This is a genomic window from Hymenobacter wooponensis, assembly GCF_004745865.1.
Lineage (GTDB): Bacteria > Bacteroidota > Bacteroidia > Cytophagales > Hymenobacteraceae > Hymenobacter > Hymenobacter wooponensis.
On record NZ_SRKZ01000002.1, the window covers coordinates 501,676 to 517,745 of the forward strand.

The window sequence follows — 16,070 nt, forward strand, 5'->3', positions numbered from 1 at the left end:
ATGAATGCTTACAGAGAGGCAGTGGAGGGGGTATTGGCCGCCGCAGTAGACGAATCCTGACTGGCCTGCTTGGCCTCTGATTTCTTGTCTTCGGCCCAGTCTTCCTTGCTTTCGTGGGGCATCACAATGGGCACCTGCAGGCACACACTCTGGGCCGGCAGCACCTGCCGCCAGTCACTTATCAGCTGCTTGTAGGCCTCTCCTACGGGCCTGATGTTGCGGTCGAGGTCGTAGAGGCCTAGCGGGTTTACATTGCCATTGTTCTCGCGCAGGGCCGAATCCCAATCCACCTGGTCGGTGAGAGAATACCACGTAAAGCCTACAATGGGCACCCCATCGTTGCGCACACGTAGCACGTTGGCCCACTCTTTCCAGAGCCAGTTCACGGCTTCGTCGCCGCAGGGGCCCTGCCACAGGTTGGTCTCAGTGTGCATCACGGGCAGGCGGTACCGGTCGTGGTACTGGCGCGTGATGACGTGGTAGCCGAATATCTCGCCGGAAGCGCTGGTGCTACCATCGGCCTTCACGCGGTGCTCGTTGGTTTTGTAGTAGTCGTTGCCCATGATACACTGGTGCTTGAGGCGGTTGTGCAGGAAGAAGTGGTATTCGTCCCGCGTCATGCCGTTCTCCAGCAAGTACTCATACATCTCCGAGTCAACGCGCCGACCGTAGTTCAAATCCAGCGACAGAAACCGCTTGGCGTTCATGTGCTCAGCGGGCCCAATGGCGGCGGGGTTCTCGGCGTGGAAGTACTCCGACGACTCGCTCTGAATGAACAGCGCGTCGGGCCGCACCTCAGCAATAGCCTTCATGGCCAGCACGTTGGCCTTCACAATGTATTTGAGCGCCGTCACGAAGGCCCTATCCGACTGCAGCTGCTCGTTCCACCAGCCATACAGGGCCGAGAACTCCGCGCAGATGTACATTTCGTTTACGGGCGTGTAAAGCTGCACCCACGGAAAGCGCAGGGCAAAGTCGCGGGCATACTGGGCAAATAGCTCCGGAAAATCAGGGTTCTGAAAGTTCCCGAGCCAATCGGGCACTCCAAAGTGGCACAGGTCTACGATGGGCACAATGTTGCGCCGGTACAAGTCGCGGAACGTTTCGTCGGCGAAAGACCAGTCGTACTTGCCGGGGCCCAGCCAGGTGGTATGAATGGGCGGCCCGTAGCGCAGAAAGCCGATTCCGAGTTCTTCCACCAAGTCAAAATCTTTCTGCCAGAACTTGTAGTGGCCACACTTCTCCATCTCATCCATCCGCACCCGCCCGTTCTGAATAGTTGGATAGCTGTTTTCAATACCGGTAGCAAAAAGGAAGTGGGGTGTCATGGGCGTGGGTGCTTAACTAGAGGGGAGAAAGGAAATGAGGGCGGAGATAGGCCGCTGCCTGAAGCAAGCGCCACAATTCGTATCGGCTTACTCTGAAATTCCGACTGGTGTTGTGCGCAGCTATCTGTTTGTTTGAAAGGCCTGCTGAGCCAAGCAGATTAAGGAGCTGCAGTGGTGGCCTAGAGCCTAACAACCAGACCACCGTTAAGACCTCACACAGCAGCTTACTTGTATAGCTTGCCGGCTACGCTTCCACCCGGTTTTTGCAGGAACAAGCGGTATAGAATCCGGTAGGACAGAATTTTATACTTGACGTTTCTGCGCTTGCCAACTGCGCTGACCTCAGCAAATGAAAGTGTGGTTGCTGCTGCTGAAACGGCCCTTTTGGGCCGCCAAGCAACGGCACGCATAGTTCAGCTTATCTGATATTCAATACGTTGCATATAAACAACTATTACCTCACAGCTATAACACTTCACCGGAGGGCCCGTATTTACTGCACACCCCTTAACAGGGCTAGATTCTACTCCCTCTCTTAATAACAAAACCCTTCCTATGAAAACTGCATTTGCTTTCGCTGCTGCCCTCGCTTTAGGTGCTACTTCTGCCTTCGCTCAGACCACTACTTCGGGTACTACCTCGGGTACCACTTCGGGTATGTCAACATCGGGCACCACATCCGGTACTACCTCGGGTACCATGCGTACTACATCGGGCACAACATCGGGCACGATGGGTACTACCTCGGGCACCATCAGCACTACCTCCGGCTCCGGTACTACGTCGGGCACTATGGGTACCACTTCGGGCACCATGGGCACTACGTCGGGCACCACGTCCGGTTCCACTACGTATAGCACGTCGGGCTCTACTTCCGGCACTATGACCTCGGGTACCACTTCCGGTACTACCTCGGGCATGTCGACTTCGGGCACCACGTCGGGCTCGGGCAGCACGTCCGGTTCGGGCATGTCTACTTCGGGCAGCACCATGGGCACCACGTCGGGCTCGGGCTCGTCGAACCGCAGCAGCCGCTCAACCAAAAAATCAACCGGCAAGAAAACGAAAACCAGCTCGTCTTCTACCACTAGCGGCTCTATGTAAACCCTTGGCTTTCTAGAATTAGCGTGTACTAAAACGGCCGCCTCGCTCTGAGGCGGCCGTTTTATTGTGTGTAGCCGGTCTGGGCCACTACAACATTGCCAAACCCACGCCGGTTACTTCCCCTCATACCTGCGGGCACTCGTCCGCTTTACTTACTGATCTACCCATGGAATACATTCAATTAGGAAACTCCGGATTGCAGGTTTCGCGCATCACGTTTGGCAGCTGGGCGGCCGGCGGCTGGATGTGGGGCGGCACGGAACAAAACGATGCCGTGGGCGCCATCCACGCCTCGTACGAGCTGGGCGTTACCAGCATTGACACGGCTCCCATTTATGGTCAGGGCCTGAGCGAAGAAATTGTGGGCGAAGCCATCAAAAGCCTCCCCCGCGACAAGGTGCAGATCCTGACCAAGTTTGGCATGCGCTGGGACCTGGCTAAGGGCGACTTCGCCATGAAAACCAAGGACAACAACGGCCACGACCTGGACGTGTATAAGTACGCCGCGCCTGAGAGCATTATGAAGGAAGTGGAGGACAGCCTCCGCCGCCTCGGCACCGACTACATTGACCTCTACCAGATTCACTGGCCTGACAAGACTACGCCTATTGAAGACACCATGGAGGCCGTGGCCCGCCTGGTGGAGCAGGGCAAAGTGCGCGCCGTGGGCGTAAGCAACTACTCCGTAGAGCAGATGCAGACCGCTGAGAAGGTAGTAAACCTGGCCTCGAACCAAGTGCCCTACAGCATGGTGCGCCGCGATATTGAAAAAGACGTAGTGCCGTACTGCCTCGAGAATAACAAGGCCATCCTGGCCTACAGCCCCATGCAGCTAGGCCTGCTCACGGGCAAAATCAAGCCGGGCCAGCACTTCGATGCCAGCGACCTGCGCGCTACTCACCCCTTGTTTAAGCCTGAAAGCGTAACCCGCGTAAACGCTTTCCTGGACAAGATCCGGCCCATGGCCGAGAGCAAAAACGCTACGCTAGGCCAGTTGGTACTGCGCTGGACGCTGGCCCAGCCCGGCATTTCGGTGGCGCTGGTGGGAGCCCGCAACGCCGAGCAGGCCGTGCAGAATGCCCACGCCATTGATGTGCAGCTTTCGCCCCAGGAAGTAGACTTCATTTCTCAGCAGCTGGAGCAAGTACAACAGTAAGTGGCCTAGGCCACCCGTGTTTCGCTTAAAAAAAGCGCTGCCTACCCAGGCAGCGCTTTTTTTGTGCAGCTTGCACTGGCTGAGCAACGGTTTCCGAAGTCAGACCATCTACCCCAGCATACAGCTTTACCTCCGTAGTTACGTCAGAATTATGCAACGCTATCTGCTTCCGTTTTTCCTGCTGGCTGCCAGTACGGCCGCTTTCGCCCAGGCTCCTACCCGCACCGATTCGCTGATTACGCGGGCCCAGCAGATCAGCAAACAAAAGAACTATCCGGAGGCGATTAAGGCCTATCAGCTGGTGGTACAGGAGCCCACGGCTAAGCCCAGGTACAAAGCCATCAGCTACTATAATATTGCCTGCTACTACGGATTGCAGAATGATGCACCCAATGCCTTAACCAACCTAGAGAAGGCCATTGAGGCGGGCTATGTCAATGCCAAACATATTGCAGAAGACTCTGACCTAAACCTGCTGCACGGTAACAAGCAATGGCCAAAGCTGCTGGCTCGGGCCCGCAAGCTGGAAGAAAAGCAGCTCATCCGGCGGCCCGAGGACGTGAAGCTCGTCACGACGGATATCAACCGCTTTTGGCAGGCCTACAGCGCGGCCCAACGCGACACGGCTCAGGCCAGCGCCATTTTCCGGCGCGAGTACTTTGACAAGGGTTCGGAGGGCCTGAAGGATTATTACAGCCTGAAAATTAAGAACGACGCCTCGTTCACGAAACGCATTCTGCGGCGGCCACTCTACTATCAATCTATCCAGGGTACCACGCTGTCTATTGCCAAACAGAAGCCCCAGATTGTAGCAGCCTTTAAGCGCTTTCAGGAGCTATACCCCAATGTGCACTTCCAAAACATCTATTTCGTGGTGGGGGGCTGGGTGTCGGGCGGTACTGTGTCGGACGCGGGGCTGCTCATTGGGGCCGACCAGGTAGCCAATGGACCGGGCGTGAATACGTCGGAGCTGAGCTTGGTGCAGCGCAACCGCTGCGCTCCGGTTACGGTGATGCCCGAGTTGATGGTGCACGAGCTGGTGCACCGCAACCAAGGCTCTCAGGATGGCACCCTGCTCAGCTACGCCCTCAGCGAAGGCATGGCCGACTTTGTATCTGAGCTGGTGACGGGTGTGAAGGGCGGAGCTAATAGCCGCCTGCAGGCCTACGGCAACGCGCACGAGCAGGAACTCTGGGCCGACTTTAAGAAGGAAATGCTGGGCACCAACCCCGACAACTGGATGGCCAACGGCAGCCAGGAAACCCCCGAAAAGCCCTGCGACCTGGGCTACTACGTGGGCTATAAAATCTGCCAGGCTTACTACAACAAAACTGCCGACAAGAAGCAGGCTCTGGCCGATATCCTATCCATCCGAGACGCCAAAGCCTTTCTGGCCCAGAGCGGCTACGAGAGTGGCCTAGCCAGCCGCTAGCCTTAGCCGGCGCAGTAGGTGTAGGGCACGTGCAACCGTTAGCGGATGGGCAGGCTCTCTATCAGTACTTGCTACTCTCTTACCTACTTACGTATGCGCTATTTCTTTACTCTTCTGGGCTCTTTCACCCTCCTGGCTCTTGTTTCCGGCTGCGAAGACAAGAATGCAGAGTCACCACTTTTCACTACCCGTTGGATGGTAGTGCAGATTGAAGACTTTCCTGTGTCAGCATCCAGCTACAGCGACACTCACCGTTCCTACATTGAGTTTACGGGTGGCCCAGAACGCACTACTGGCCTAGGGCCGTGCAATTCTTATAGTGGGAGCTTTACCTTGGGCAAGGAGCCCGGTGTACTCACCATCAGCCCGCAGGCATCTACTAAAGCCTCCTGTGGAGCGCTGAACATAGAAACGAGGTACCTGGAAGCGCTGCCCAAAACAGCACGCTACGAAATTTCGGGTAAAGAGCTCCGTCTATATGATGCCTCTAACTCCCTTCGGCCGCTGCTCATTTTCGAGGATCGAGGCCTTAAGTAGTAACTTGGCCTACACCCTGAAATAACGTGCGGCCGCCTCTCAGTTGAGAAGCGGCCGTACGTTGTTTCTACCTAAAGGAGTGGTCTAGCAGTTGCCGTCGATGTCGCAGGAAGCGCCATCAGCGCCGGCCAGCTGCACTGGCTGCGGGCGCGACTCTTCCCACACTTTTTCCAGCACTTCCTGGAACAGCTCGCTCGGCTGCGCACCCGATACGGCATACTTATCGTCGAACACGAAATACGGCACCCCGCGCACCCCAATCTGACGAGCCTGGTACTCATCATGGCGCACTTCCTGCGTAAACTCGTCGGAGTTCAGTACCCGCTCTACCTCGGCCGCGGGTAGGCCTATCTCGGTAGCCAGGCGGGTGAGCGTAGCAAAGTCGTTGAGGTCTTCGCCTTCTTCCAGATAGGCTTTGAAGAACCGCTCTTTAGCGGCATCCTGCTTGCCATGGCGTTCAGCTAGGTGTACCAGGCGATGGGCGTGCAGGGTATTGGCATGCACAGCACGGTCGAAGTCAAACGCCAAGCCCAGCTCAGCGGCCGACTGGGCCATGTTAGAGCTCATCTGCCGGGCCCAGGCCTCCGTGTTGCCGTACTTGCTGGCGAGGCGCTTATACAGGCTCACGCCGGGCTCGGGCTTCGCCTGAGGGTCTAGCTCAAAGCTGTGCCACTCAATCTCTACTTTATCGGCGTGGGGGAAAGCCGCCAGCGCATTCTCCAAGCGCCGCTTGCCGATGTAGCAGAACGGGCAAACGATATCAGACCAGATTTCTATTTTCATGAGAACAAGGGGTTACAATTTCAGGCGCATATAAGCCGCAGCCCAGAAGAAATGTTTAAAAACCGAAGCTAGTGTAGCTCAAACCAGTAAGCCGCCATGCTAGGCCTCTCAGCTGCTCTTACCATAACAACTGCCGCACTTATTCGGTGCCCAAAGCTACCCGCCGCTGGGGCATCGGCTACACTTGCAGCAGCCCTCAACCACGAGTATGTTCACGCTCATGTCTGATCCAATTTCTTTTGAGGCGTATCTGGAAAACGGTGGCCCCAGCTTCATGCCCACACAAATTGTGGTAGTGCCACCCCTCGTACTGGCTAGCCTGGGCTCCAAAACAAAGCGGGTGATGGGCACGCTCAACGGCCACCCCATTCGGCTAGGCCTATTGGCTCAGGCTGGCGGAGGCCGATACCTCATGATCAACAAAGAACTGTGCCGGGCCGCCGGGGTGCAGCTAGGCCAGCATGTTAGGCTTGCCCTGGCTCCTGACCCGGAACCCGACCGCGTAGACCTGCCGGCAGAGCTGGCCGAAGCGTTTGAAGCGTGGCCCGAAGCTGGTGAACAGTTTGAGCGCCTTTCAGGGAGTATGCGCCGAGCGGTAGCTCAGCACATAGCCACGGCCCGGCAAGCGGAAACCCGCGCCCGCCGGGCCGTGGAGCTAACAGAACGGTTGGCGCGCGGAGCGCACCCCTTCCGGAAAGAGTAATTGCCCAGCGCTATAGGCCTAGGCTACTTCATCTTCAACAAACTGATGTTGACCACCTTGCCCGTGCCACCTACCATAAACTTGCAGTCGTCGAAAGCGGGCGGGGCTAGGCGGGGCCGCACATTGTTAGAGAAAGCAAAGGGCTCCGTAGGAATGCCCATGAAGTTCTTATCGAGCTTGTCGTTGTTGTTGGTATCCTGGGTAATGGCCACGGCCCACTCCCCGTTGGGCAAATCAACGGGCAGCGTAATCTGCTTCTGCCCGCTGGGCTTTACCACGCGCATAAACGCGTAGCCACCATGAGTTAAGAATTTCTCCCGAACGTTGTAGAAGTACAATTTCACCGACGAAGACGTAGAAGCCAGCGCCGATACCACTACCGTGACGGACGTAGTGGCCGTCGGATCACCGGAGGCCAAGGCGGGCGTCGAAACCAAGCCTGCAGAAGCGCAGGCGGCCGTAAGAAGAGTCAGCTTAAGTACTTGCATGGCAGAAGATAGCAATGATCTGTTCGGGGCCAACAGCCCCCTGGTGAAAAAGATTGCTAACTGGTAAATCTTTCCTCTAAGTAATCTACTGCCTCTGCCTGTAGTTGGTTATTGTATGACACAAAAAAGCCTCAGCGTGGATGGCTGAGGCTGCTATTTTTAGGCTTTAATACAAGGCGCTTAAGCGGCGGCAGGCTTCCTCCAGGGAGGCGTGGTGCAGAATTTCCAGCTTATAATCGTCTCGTTTGGATGTGTTATGCGCGTATTGTTGAATAGCAATCTGCCCGAACACGTTGGCTGGCGCGAGAAAATTCACCTGCCGGATGCCCGCAGCATAGGCCCGGGGGTTCCAGTCAGTATTCACCCATTCCTGATCGGTGGTCAGCATAGCGCCAAAGTAACGCGTATCGTTGAGCCAGGCCAGATTGGTATAGCGCTCGGCATAACCGATGTAAAGCTCCAGCGCTTTATTCAGCAGAAACCGGAAGTTTCGGCTATTAGCAAAGCCATGCCAACGTACAATTATGCAAGTCATGCCGGGAGACAGCGTAATTTCACCGTATGGTTCAGAATGCAACAGAATTTCAGCCATGATCGGCAAACAGAAAGAAATAAGGCATTACCCGAAACCGGTATAGTACTATCCGGCTTCTGACCAAATATACGCGTACCCTCTCCCTCAGATGTGCGGATGCGGCCAACACATAACCCCACCCGGCCAATGGGCCGAGGTCCTCGGCCAAACGCGCGAAAACCGCACCTAGCCCCGGATTTCGCAGCTCAACCGTAGTTGAGCGGTTAGGCTGAAGCCCCTGCTTCTTCGCGCCGCAGGTACGTAACTAATACATCGTGGGTCAGGCCAAACTCACCGGCTGCTACTGCGGCGGTGCTGCCCGGCTGGCGCAGCATGGCTAGCAGCAGGTGGAGCGCCTCTACTTCTGGGGCTTCTAGCAGCAGGGCCGTTTGTTGGGCCTGCTGCACCATGGTTTCCATTTCCAGGGTGAGCGGCAGGCTGGAGCTTTCCGAAATACGTTTGCTGGTTAGCCGCAGTCCCATTACCTCGGTAGCCAAGCGGTATTCAAACAGAACCGGGCTTACCAAGAGCTGCTCCAATGCCGGCACCACGGTAGCATCTTCTTCGCGCAGCATGGCCAGCAGGAAGTGCGGCACGGCAATGAAATCATTGTCGAGCCGAAACGCTTCAATGCGGCTGGCGCCGATTACCCGCTTCATGGCAGCGGAGAACGGCAACGCCTCAGGCTTTTTTCGGAAGAAAGAAAACATGCTTGCTGTCTAACGGCACTGCTGCTCCTGGTTGCGGAATCAGTACGCCAGTAACTTATCCCGAGCACAGGTTTGCTCTAGGCCTCTCTGGGTTTACTACAGCTAACGGGCATGAGTTGTTAGTGCCTCTAGCCTTTACAAATGACCACTACTACAACACTGCCCGCAGAAAGTTAACGGCAAGCTTTAGTACCTGCTCAGGATCTTGGCGGTGCGGGGTGTGGCCTAGGCCAGGTAGTAGCACTGCGTGTGCGGTGCCAGCTACTTGGGTAGCAATAGCTTCTACCTGCGCGGCGGTACCATACTCATCCTCCGCGCCCTGCATTACCAGCACTGGGCACTGAATTTGGGGCAGGTACCGCTCAATATTCCAGTTGCGGAAAGTGGGGTGCAGCCAGGTTTCAGCCCAAGCCCGGAACAGCGGCTCGGTGCGGGTGCCGTGGTAGCGGGCTAAGCGCTGGGGCAGATCGGTGGTGGAGTACTGTTGCTGGGCTACCCGAATCCCAGCTAGCGTTACGTCTTCCACAAATACGTGGGCTCCTACTGTTACTACGGCAGCTACTACGCCAGGCTCCTGAGCAGCAGTTAGCAGGGCCAGCGTTCCTCCATCGGAGTGCCCAAATAGCACCGCTTGGCTTACCCCAGCAGCCCGCAGCACTGCAGGCACCAGTAAGGCTTCCTGCTCTAGGTAGGCCACCGTGCGGGGCTCTGGCCCAAATGGCGCCGACTCCCCGTAACCGCGGCGGTCATATACCAGGGCGTGGCAGCCCAAGGCCAGCGCCAAGTGTGCCGGGAAGTCGCGCCAGAGCCGAATGCTGCCCAACGAATCGTGCAGAAACACTAGCGTAGGCCTCTCGCCAGCCGCTTCTGAGGTAGCGTGCCGCAGGTGTCGTACGCGCAGGTAATGATCCTGAAAAGTGAGCGTTTCGTCATGTTCGGTAAGCAGAGGTACTTGGGACATGAGCAGCAAAGCAACGGCCCCAGCTAGAGAGCCGGGGCCGTGAATTTCTACAAAATTGGTACGACTTACTTGTTATCGGCCACTGTGAGACTGGTTTCAGCTACAATGGGCTGGCCGCCAAATGAAATACCCTCCACAGCCGCCCGGAACGCGCCACCCTGGTCGGAGGCGTAAAAAGTTACTTGGGCGTTGCCGGAGGCAGGTACCCGTAGGCGCGGCAGCCAATAAAGCGTGGTGGTCCGAGGATCGGGCTTGGGGCTGTTAGCTACGTATTGAGGAGCGTAAAACTGCCGAGCTCGGTAGAAAGCAGGCATAGTGCGCACAATAACCCCTGCTGCCGGCCCACGGGCTTCATCATTGCTGCCTCCGCGTTTCGTGAATACAGCAATTGCCCCGTTGCCCCCCCGGGAGCCATAAATAGCTGCGTCGCCTCCCTTCAGTACCTCAATTCGCTCAACATCACTGGGCGGAATGCCTAATAGGCCGTCCGCATCCTGTAAGGGCATACCATCCAGTAGAAATAATGGACTAGAGGAGCCCGTAATGGACGATATTCCCCGAATCAGGACCTGATAAGAGAAGCCACTGCGTGTCACCGTCACGCCCGCAAACCTACCTTGGATCAGGTCGAAAATATTGCTGTAGGAGTTGGCATTCGGGATTTTGCTTAAGTCGAGGACGTTGGTGGCCTGACTGTGCAACGAACGAGGGTCGCGGGGTGGGGCTTGGCGCTGGCCCCGGATGGTAACGTTGCGCAACACAATGCCGCTGGTAGTATCGGGCCGGAACTGGCGCTCCAACACCTGTTGGCGGCGGCTACGCTGTCCGTAGGCCAGTACTTCTGGCTGTGGGTTGGTAACTGCAGGCAGCAGGGGCATTGGCAGTTGCCTGGTGGGCGCGGGCCACAGCTCGTTTAGCTTGATTAAAACGTTGCTTTTGCCCTTTTCTGTGCGGGCCTGCAGCAGCACCCGCGTAGTATCTTGCCCCGGGAAGCCCAGAAACAGGAAGTACCCCTCCGCGTTGGCGTTGCCCACAGTAACAGCCTTGGCATCTTTCTGTAGCAACGTCAGGGAGCCGTTTGGCACTGGCTTCTGATTCGGGCGTATCAGCTGCCCACCCAGGCTGAGCGCTTGTTCTGCCGGGAACAGGAAATCGGCGGTTGTGGGCTTATCCGTGAGCAGCTCTTTCCACACAAAGCGGCTCCAACCTTGGGTCATGAGCAAATCATCGAGGGCGCGATGGGTAGCAGCGGTTGGGTTGCGGAAATAGTAGGCGGGGTTTTCCACGTAACCGCGCAGCTCGGAGGAGAGCAGCAAGTGCGACTGCATGGTGGCATCAGTGGTACCCGTAGTGGGTAGCCCAGCAGTATTAGCTACCGCCAATGACAGCTCGGCCGGGGCGGGCTCGCCAGTGGAAGTGCGCACTTCCACGTTCATCGTCACGGCCTCGCGGGGTTGATACGTGGGCTTATTGGCCGTGAGCGTCACCCGGAGCCCCTGCTCCTCGGGCACAAATACCAAGCGCTCGGCCTGCGCTACCTGCTGACCGTCAAAAACAGTGAGGTGCAGCAGCCCAGCTGGAAGCTTGGCCTTCGGGATAGAGGCCTGGAAGGTTTGAGCACCCTCAATTTTCCCCTCCCCCACAAACACCGGCATACCTCGCACATGCGCCACCAACCGCAACGGTTCGGGGGTGGGCGCCGCCCCAGCCGCCCCTTGGTGCCGGATGTACACCCGATAATCGGTGCCAATTTCGCGCACGTTCAGGAGCCAGCCCGCTGGCTGCACTCCGGGCAAGGGGTACTCGGCGGCGCTACCATCGGGTAGCGTAACGCGCGCATGGTAACGGTGCCCTGCGGTGGGCGTGAACCCGAAGGAACTCATGCCCAAAGCGGGAGTGGTGAAGACTGTAGCTTCTTGGCCTTGCTCATCCAAGATGCGGCCGCTCACCGCCAAGCCTTGGCCGGTGGCGTTGCTAGCCTTCACCCCCACTACCGTTTGCAGGCCCGCAACATAGTCGCCGCCTTCCGGGAAGAACTGCACATCGGGTTTCCTATTAGCTTCTAGCTGGCGAGCATACTTTCGAGCATTGGCGGCCACGGAAGCGGCCCGAGAATTCAAAGACCCTATTTCGCTGGCCTCTGAGGAGGCCTGCCACACCGGTACCCGGCGCGAGAAGAACAGTTCCTCCCCCTGATTGCGCATCCAGCTAGTGTAAGCGCGCAGGGTATACACCCCTTGGGTGAGCGTGTCGGGCAGCACTATATCGCCCTCGGCTAACCCACCGCGCAGGGAGAGCGTGCGGCGAAAAACTACCTGGCGGTTGGGCGTCACCATATCTACGTACAGCACGCGGCTCAAGGAATCGAGCCGGTGCGACTGGTCATTCATCACGTAAGCCTTGAACCAGAGCGTTTCGCCAGCAGCGTAGGCCACCTGATTGAGATGGAGGTAGCTAACCTCGGGCTGCGCCTCGTTGTAAAAAGCTTGCAGGCGCGTTAGAATTTGGGCGGCGGGAGTAGTATCGGCTACTTGAAAAGCGGCGCTTCCGGCCCCTAGTAGCGCCAGGGCTACTACGACCTTCCAGGATCGCTGCACTTGGGATAATTTCATAGAAACTAATGAGAGGTAATGAATAGGACTTAAAGTTGGGAATAAATGTGAGTTTTAAGTGTGTTTTTGGCGCGTAGTGCGGTACTTGCAACCACTCATGCAACCGTCTGGCGCTTCTGCGGCTCTCTTGCATGTTGCCCCTGGCCTAGGCCAGGGCCGGCTATACCTCCCACCGCTCTTTCTGCTACTTTATGGTTCGTTCAGTACTCTCCTGCCTGGTGCTCTCTCTGTCGCTGGTATTCAGCAGCTGCAGCAAGGATGATGAGCCAGTACCCGCACCGGTGTACCTACTAGATCAGCGCTGGATTCTGACGGAAACAAACGGTAAGGAGGTGCCCAAGAATGCAACGGCCGACTTACTTATGCTCGCGGAGAGTAATAAATACTCGGCTCACTCCTACTGCAATCAGCTTGGGGGAACGTATGAGCTGGCAGCTGGTACCCCAGCGCTACGGTTTCCTATCAATGGCTCCACGTATGTATTCTGTAAGGATATGGCTACGGAAGATGCCTACGTTGCTGGCCTGAGCCAGACGGTCCGCTACACTATCAGTAACCGCACCCTCCGCCTATACGGGGCCGAGTCGGAGCAACCCCTCCTTGTTTTCCGGGCCGAAGACTAACGCTTCTTTCTCCTGGATACTAAAAGGCCGCCCTCTGGAGAGAAGGGCGGCCTTTTCATTTGTATTTGTTCTATCCAGACAGCACACTACGCTTGCTAAAAGCCCACGTCTAATACCAACCCTTGTAGCTCCCAGGCGCGAGTTTGGGAGTTATAAAACGTGCGGACCCCAGCCTCTAGCGGAGTGCGCAGGCGCAGCGGGTTGAAAACAAACGACAGATCGAAGCCGGTGGAGTAGTAGGTGCGGCGCACTAACTGGGTTTCACCGGTAGGCAGGGGTACGCGGCTGCTACCGGCGGCGCGGTCGTAGAAGGCTACTCCCTTTAGGCGCTGAACGTAGAGCCAGCGGCCCAGTTCCCAGTGCACATCGGCCAAAGGGAGGCGATACTCGGCGCTAAGCACGTTCATGCGGTCGAGGCTCACGTAGCGCAGGCCGCGCGGGTAGAATACGGTGGAGCCAAAGCGGTACTGGTTCTGCTGCTGCCACTGGTAGCCGCCGCGCAACCGAATGCTGTGGTGCAGCCCAACTCCTGGCAGATACACCCCCGCCTGAGCGCTCCGCTGCTCAGCGTCTAGGCCAGTGCCAAAGGGCGTGCCGCGCCACGCTAGGCTTACCGTTTGCCCCCAGCGCGGCCCTACATCGCGGCGGCTCTGCCGCAGGGTGCGGGCGTAGGCCACGCTGCCCGTTAATACGTGCAAGCTGCGCCCAAAGCCCACTTCGGAAATGGCACGCACTGGTAAATCATAATCACGCACTTTTTCCATCTGGTAGTAGCCCGCCACTGTAAGCGACTGCTGCATGCGCGAATGAGTTAGTACAAGCGGGAGGCGGGCACCCGTGAGGAGGCGCGTGTATTGCCAGGTATCCTCCAGCAGGTTCCCATCGCGGGTGAGCACAGAAGTGCGGCGCTGCCCAGAGGTCAGGCCCAAATCAAGCACAGGCCACAGGCCCTGGTAGCTAACGTCTACGGTGGCGCTGCCCGTGCGCTCTATTCCATCGAAGCTTATACCGGCCACCGCTTGGGTGGTGCTGAGAATATCCTGGGAGCGGACACCCAGCACTAAGTCGCTACTCGAGGCACTTTGCACCAGCCCCCAGCTATAGGCGTTGAGGGCATGAGGCAGGCGGCGGTAGCGCGAAACCGGCAAGGCGGCCGCCGCCGAATCGGGACCGGGCAGGATAGGCCCCACCAGGGCTTTGCCTGGCTCGTGCTGGGCCAATTCTGCGGCGTAGCGGTCGGGACTGCCAGCCAGCACGGGCACAGGTCGCCACTGAGCAGGGTTTAGCGGCATTTCTACCACCCGGCTGCCCTGGGCCCGAAACTCATGGAACGCCAGTCGTTGCCCATCCGGCGATACGGCCGCGTGGTATGCCCCAATAGGCCTAGACGTGACCTGACGCACCTCGCCGGTGCCCGTTTGCACGGCGTACACGTTGTCGATGCCCGAGCGCGGGGAGTTAAACAGCACGTACTCGCCCCAGGGCTGGGGGTTAGAGAGGTTGTCGTTGGCGGCGGGCAGCACGGTCCGGGCTAGGCCAGTCTGAGCATCAAGCAGCACCAGGGCTTTGCCCGCAGGCTCTAGCCGCACTGCCGCAATCGTGCGGCCATCGGCCGACCAGCGGGGCTGCAGGTAATGGTAGTTTTCAGGGTTAGGAAACGTCCGCACAACGGTGCCATTCTGAGCATTCACCACGTGCACGCGCTGCTGGTAGGCCGAGTCGGTGCTAACGGTGAGTAGCTGCTGGCCATCGGGCGAGAGCACGGCGGCGGCGTAGCGGGTGCGCCGACCAGGGCGCGTGAGCTCGCCGGTAGCCAAGTTCAGCACCCGCAGCTCCGAGTACACCCGTTGCTGCCAGCGCGGGTCGTAGCGAAACTCTACCCACGCCACTTTTCCTCCACCCACCGAGAGCATCTCGGGGTTGTTCCAGAGGCCTAGCTGGTGGACCTGCTCCTCGGGGCCCCGGCGGCTCAGTCGCACTAGTTGCGAAATATGGCCTAGGCCACTCTTCACGGCCAGCACGGTACTATCGGTGAGGTACTGTGGGTACTGGTACTCAGTAAATACCCGCTGCGATGCCTGCTGGCGCAGATCGGTGGCGGGTGTGAGTTCCAGCTGGGCTTGCTCTTGGCGCCACGTGCTATCCAGCTCCTGCATGGTGCGGCGGTAGAGGTCGTCGATGCGGATGCCCGTCTGGCGGCGCGTCTTATCTGAAAAGGAAAACGGATAGACCGGAAACCGGTAGTAGCGATTGAGCACGTCGCTCCACACGGTAGGGCCGGCGGTACGTTTCAGGCGCGTCGTCAGGAAGTAGCCCAGCACATAATGGTTGGGCACATTGTCGCGGAAGGAGCCGGCCACGGCCTTGCTGTAGGAATAGGTACGGCCGGCCAGCAGGTTGGCGCGCAGGCCGATGTCGAAATTAGGAATGCGCCCCCGGCCGCTGCGCGTCAAGGCTGTTTCGGTGCCCACGGCGTCGCCCTCAAAAAACCAGTCGGGCACTCCCAGCGTCAGCAGGCCCACGCCCCCGTAACCAGCCACGGCGTAGGCCAGTCGGCCCAGGTCCTGGCGAGCCTTTTCGTACTGCACCACGTGGCGGTACTCGTGCACGCTCAGCTCATCAAGCCAGTCGAGGGTACCGGTCAGGAAGGGGTCTTGGGGGAAGCTGCCGTAGAACTCGGAGTGGCGGGGCAGCAACGTCACAAAGCCATTGCCAATGGTGTTCTGGCTTTGCAGCACCACCGAAATTGGGCGGGGCGGGCGCTGGAGGGAGGCACTCACCGGCTGGTACACCTGCTCTAGCCGCCGGGCGGTGCGCTGAGCCGTAGCCTCGAAGCCTGTGGGGTACAGTACCCGGAAGTGGGGCGTGCGCACCTCGTACCACGGCAGGGAGGCGGGCGTCTGCTGCCCCACCGGCAGCAGCGTTTGAGCCAGTACAGGCAAACAGGGCGCAAGGCCTAGCGCGGCAGTCAGAACGCCACGACGCAGAGAATGGGACACGTATAGCTAGTTATACCAGTGGACTTGGTAAATATAGCCTCCCCGGCAGCATACCCTAGC

Annotated in this window: 14 protein-coding genes; 5 read left to right on the forward strand and 9 right to left on the reverse strand. The window is 58.2% G+C overall.

The features are described from left to right. Nucleotides 1-8 precede the first annotated feature (8 nt). Both EU557_RS08320 and EU557_RS08325 read right to left on the reverse strand, forming a co-directional pair. Nucleotides 9-1,328, reverse strand: coding sequence for a family 1 glycosylhydrolase (locus tag EU557_RS08320; protein WP_135529929.1), 1,320 nt, complete (start codon nucleotides 1,326-1,328; stop codon nucleotides 9-11). Between the two features lie 614 nt (nucleotides 1,329-1,942). After that, nucleotides 1,943-2,386 carry a hypothetical protein gene (locus EU557_RS08325; RefSeq protein WP_210116010.1) on the reverse strand — a complete coding sequence of 148 codons (444 nt, stop codon included), beginning with the start codon at nucleotides 2,384-2,386 and terminating at the stop codon, nucleotides 1,943-1,945. A 212-nt stretch (nucleotides 2,387-2,598) separates the two neighbouring features. Between EU557_RS08325 and EU557_RS08330 the strand changes: the two genes are divergently transcribed. The 3 genes from EU557_RS08330 to EU557_RS25820 all read left to right on the forward strand — a co-directional run bounded on the left by EU557_RS08330 (nucleotide 2,599) and on the right by EU557_RS25820 (nucleotide 5,557). Beyond that, nucleotides 2,599-3,588, forward strand: coding sequence for an aldo/keto reductase (locus tag EU557_RS08330; protein WP_135529930.1), 990 nt, complete (start codon nucleotides 2,599-2,601; stop codon nucleotides 3,586-3,588). Nucleotides 3,589-3,739: 151 nt separating this feature from the next. Continuing rightward, nucleotides 3,740-5,020 carry a gliding motility protein GldB-related protein gene (locus EU557_RS08335; protein ID WP_135529931.1) on the forward strand — a complete coding sequence of 427 codons (1,281 nt, stop codon included), beginning with the start codon at nucleotides 3,740-3,742 and terminating at the stop codon, nucleotides 5,018-5,020. Between the two features lie 93 nt (nucleotides 5,021-5,113). Continuing rightward, nucleotides 5,114-5,557 (forward strand): META domain-containing protein, encoded by a 444-nt coding sequence (locus EU557_RS25820; RefSeq protein WP_245326205.1) that lies wholly within the window; start codon nucleotides 5,114-5,116, stop codon nucleotides 5,555-5,557. 84 nt (nucleotides 5,558-5,641) lie between these two features. On the opposite strand, the gene EU557_RS08345 is transcribed toward EU557_RS25820, so the two are convergent. Next, nucleotides 5,642-6,340, reverse strand: a complete 699-nt coding sequence (locus EU557_RS08345) for a DsbA family oxidoreductase (protein WP_135529932.1) — start codon at nucleotides 6,338-6,340, stop codon at nucleotides 5,642-5,644. A 220-nt stretch (nucleotides 6,341-6,560) separates the two neighbouring features. On the opposite strand from EU557_RS08345, the gene EU557_RS08350 reads away from it, so the two are divergent. Continuing rightward, nucleotides 6,561-7,043, forward strand: coding sequence for a YdeI/OmpD-associated family protein (locus EU557_RS08350; RefSeq protein WP_167855130.1), 483 nt, complete (start codon nucleotides 6,561-6,563; stop codon nucleotides 7,041-7,043). A gap of 23 nt (nucleotides 7,044-7,066) precedes the next feature. Here EU557_RS08350 and EU557_RS08355 read toward each other — a convergent pair whose 3' ends face one another. From EU557_RS08355 to EU557_RS08375, 5 genes are all read right to left on the reverse strand, one after another. Then, a complete protein-coding gene (locus tag EU557_RS08355; RefSeq protein ID WP_135529934.1) occupies nucleotides 7,067-7,531 on the reverse strand; it encodes a DUF2141 domain-containing protein in 465 nt (154 codons plus the stop codon). Nucleotides 7,532-7,697: 166 nt separating this feature from the next. After that, nucleotides 7,698-8,066, reverse strand: coding sequence for a hypothetical protein (locus tag EU557_RS08360; protein ID WP_135529935.1), 369 nt, complete (start codon nucleotides 8,064-8,066; stop codon nucleotides 7,698-7,700). Nucleotides 8,067-8,329: 263 nt separating this feature from the next. Further along, a complete protein-coding gene (locus EU557_RS08365) occupies nucleotides 8,330-8,764 on the reverse strand; it encodes a Clp protease N-terminal domain-containing protein (protein ID WP_167855131.1) in 435 nt (144 codons plus the stop codon). Nucleotides 8,765-8,966: 202 nt separating this feature from the next. After that, nucleotides 8,967-9,776: an alpha/beta fold hydrolase gene (locus EU557_RS08370; protein WP_135529937.1), complete on the reverse strand. Its 810-nt coding sequence runs from the start codon at nucleotides 9,774-9,776 to the stop codon at nucleotides 8,967-8,969. Nucleotides 9,777-9,841: 65 nt separating this feature from the next. Further along, on the reverse strand, nucleotides 9,842-12,388 hold the full coding sequence (locus tag EU557_RS08375) for a TonB-dependent receptor plug domain-containing protein (protein WP_135529938.1): 2,547 nt from the start codon (nucleotides 12,386-12,388) through the stop codon (nucleotides 9,842-9,844). 191 nt (nucleotides 12,389-12,579) lie between these two features. Here EU557_RS08375 and EU557_RS08380 point away from each other — a divergent pair, with 191 nt between their 5' ends. Beyond that, nucleotides 12,580-13,011: an META domain-containing protein gene (locus tag EU557_RS08380; protein WP_135529939.1), complete on the forward strand. Its 432-nt coding sequence runs from the start codon at nucleotides 12,580-12,582 to the stop codon at nucleotides 13,009-13,011. A 95-nt stretch (nucleotides 13,012-13,106) separates the two neighbouring features. On the opposite strand, the gene EU557_RS08385 is transcribed toward EU557_RS08380, so the two are convergent. Further along, complete coding sequence (locus tag EU557_RS08385; RefSeq protein WP_245326206.1) at nucleotides 13,107-16,010, reverse strand: TolB-like translocation protein; 2,904 nt, start codon at nucleotides 16,008-16,010, stop codon at nucleotides 13,107-13,109. Between the last annotated feature and the right edge of the window lie 60 nt (nucleotides 16,011-16,070).

Excerpts from the sequence above, each read along its gene's own strand:
- EU557_RS08320 (WP_135529929.1), bottom strand. The coding sequence starts at position 1,328 with ATGACACCCCACTTCCTTTTTGCTACCGGTATTGAAAACAGCTATCCA.
- EU557_RS08330 (WP_135529930.1), top strand. The coding sequence starts at position 2,599 with ATGGAATACATTCAATTAGGAAACTCCGGATTGCAGGTTTCGCGCATC.
- EU557_RS08335 (WP_135529931.1), top strand. The coding sequence starts at position 3,740 with ATGCAACGCTATCTGCTTCCGTTTTTCCTGCTGGCTGCCAGTACGGCC.
- EU557_RS25820 (WP_245326205.1), top strand. The coding sequence starts at position 5,114 with ATGCGCTATTTCTTTACTCTTCTGGGCTCTTTCACCCTCCTGGCTCTT.
- EU557_RS08345 (WP_135529932.1), bottom strand. The coding sequence starts at position 6,340 with ATGAAAATAGAAATCTGGTCTGATATCGTTTGCCCGTTCTGCTACATC.
- EU557_RS08350 (WP_167855130.1), top strand. The coding sequence starts at position 6,561 with ATGTCTGATCCAATTTCTTTTGAGGCGTATCTGGAAAACGGTGGCCCC.
- EU557_RS08355 (WP_135529934.1), bottom strand. The coding sequence starts at position 7,531 with ATGCAAGTACTTAAGCTGACTCTTCTTACGGCCGCCTGCGCTTCTGCA.
- EU557_RS08360 (WP_135529935.1), bottom strand. The coding sequence starts at position 8,066 with ATGACTTGCATAATTGTACGTTGGCATGGCTTTGCTAATAGCCGAAAC.
- EU557_RS08365 (WP_167855131.1), bottom strand. The coding sequence starts at position 8,764 with ATGAAGCGGGTAATCGGCGCCAGCCGCATTGAAGCGTTTCGGCTCGAC.
- EU557_RS08370 (WP_135529937.1), bottom strand. The coding sequence starts at position 9,776 with ATGTCCCAAGTACCTCTGCTTACCGAACATGACGAAACGCTCACTTTT.
- EU557_RS08375 (WP_135529938.1), bottom strand. The coding sequence starts at position 12,388 with ATGAAATTATCCCAAGTGCAGCGATCCTGGAAGGTCGTAGTAGCCCTG.
- EU557_RS08380 (WP_135529939.1), top strand. The coding sequence starts at position 12,580 with ATGGTTCGTTCAGTACTCTCCTGCCTGGTGCTCTCTCTGTCGCTGGTA.